The organism is Bifidobacterium sp. LH_389, assembly GCF_056357235.1.
Genome location: NZ_JBKEVR010000032.1, coordinates 1 through 1838, shown reverse-complemented (window position 1 = coordinate 1838; position 1838 = coordinate 1). Strand labels below are relative to the sequence as shown.

Sequence of the window (1838 nt, the reverse complement as noted above, 5' to 3'; positions counted from 1 at the left end):
GTGGTGGTTTCGTTGTTGATTTCGATCGAACTTCAGTAGTTTGTTTGTTATTGTTGTTCGTTCGGTCGTTTGTGATCATGTTTTGTGTGTTGATGTGTCGTCTGGACGTTTGCGATGGCCGCCGGCCCGCGTTCCCTTCCCTCTTGGGGGTTGGGGTTCGTGGTTGGCTGGTGTGGGCTCGTGGTGGATGCCTTGGCAGACAGGACCGATGAAGGACGCGTGGGGCCGCGATAGTCCTCGGGGAGCCGCCGACAGGGCTTTGATCCGAGGGTTTCCGAATGGGGCAACCCGGCAGCCTCGATGGGCTGTCACCATCCGTTTGGGTGGGGGGTACGCAGGGAAGTGAAACATCTCAGTACCTGCAGGAGGAGATATTCCGTGAGTAGTGGCGAGCGAAAGCGGACGATGACCAAACCCGTGCCGTGTGATACCCGTCGGGGGTTGCGGCGTGGGGGTTGTGGGAGTTCGTGTCCCGGTGCCGACGTGCCGGGCNACCGTGCGTGAGGGGAACCGGATTGGATGCCGGGCCGTAGAGGGTGATGGTCCCGTACCCGTCGGCGCATGGTCTGTGGATCGGATGTCCCAAGTAGCGCGGGCCTCGTGGAATCCCGTGTGAATCCGCCCCGACCGTGGGGTAAGTCTGAATATTCCTGTCTGACCGATAGTGTACGAGTACCGTGAGGGAAAGGTGAAAAGCACCCCGGGAGGGGAGTGAAAGAGTTCCTGAAACCGCGTGCCTGCGATCCGTCGGAGCCTCTTTGATGGGGTGACGGCGTGCCTATCGAAAAATGAGTCTGCGAGTCAGTGATGGGTGGCGAGCATAAGCCGTGTGGTGCATGCGTAGCGAAAGCGAGTCTGAAATATGGCGTTTGAGTCGCTTGTCCTGGACCCGAAGCGGGATGATCTAGCCCTGGGCAGGCTGAAGCGCGGGTAGGACCGCGTGGAGGGCCGGACCCACCTGGGTTGAAAACCGGGGGGATGACCTGGGGCTAGGGGTGAAAGGCCAATCAAATTCCGTGATAGCTGGTTCTCTCCGAAATGCATTTGGGTGCAGCGTCGGGTGAGTTCATCCGGGGGGTAGAGCTACTGGATGCTTGAGGGCCCTTGTGGGGTACCGACAGCAGCCAAACTCCGAATACCCGTGATGTGTATCCCGGCAGTGAGTCGGCGGGGGATAAGCTCCGTCGTCGAAAGGGAAACAGCCCAGACCGTCGTCTAAGGTCCCTCAGCGCGTGCTAAGTGGGAAAGGATGTGGGGTCGCATAGACAGCCAGGAGGTTGGCTCAGAAGCAGCCATCCTTGAAAGAGTGCGTAACAGCTCACTGGTCTAGTGGTCCCGCGCCGACAATGTAGCGGGGCTCAAGCACGCCACCGAAGACGCGGCAGNCTGGGTAGGAGAGCGTCCCTCGCGGGTCGAAGCCCTGGCGTGAGCCGGGGTGGACTGCGGGGGAGTGAGAATGCAGACATGAGTAGCGAGAGCGGGGGGAGGATCCCCGCCGCTGGATGACCAAGGGTTCCGGGGCCACGTTCGTCGTCCCCGGGTGAGTCGGGTCCTAAGGCGAGGCCGACAGGCGTAGTCGATTGGATGAACGGGTTGATATTCCCGTACCGGCATTATGGTGCAAGGGCCGCGGGGCGAGTGCTAACCTCGTCCGTTGTCCCGGTCCCGCCTTCGGGCGGGCGTGGGGGGACGGGCTTGGGAAATGTAGTCCCGTCGGTGAGCGCAGGAGTGACGCAGGAGGGTAGCCGTCCGCGGAGGTGGTTTTCCGTGGTCAAGCGTGCGGCCCGCATCCCAGGCAAATCCGGGGTGCATGTGGGCGAGGCGTGATGGTGGGGGCC

Annotated in this window: 1 rRNA gene; it reads left to right on the top strand. The window is 61.7% G+C overall.

The features are described 5' to 3' along the window. Positions 1-160: 160 nt before the first annotated feature. Positions 161-1838: ribosomal RNA gene (locus tag AC1AZA_RS11360) — 23S ribosomal RNA — on the top strand; the annotation flags it as partial.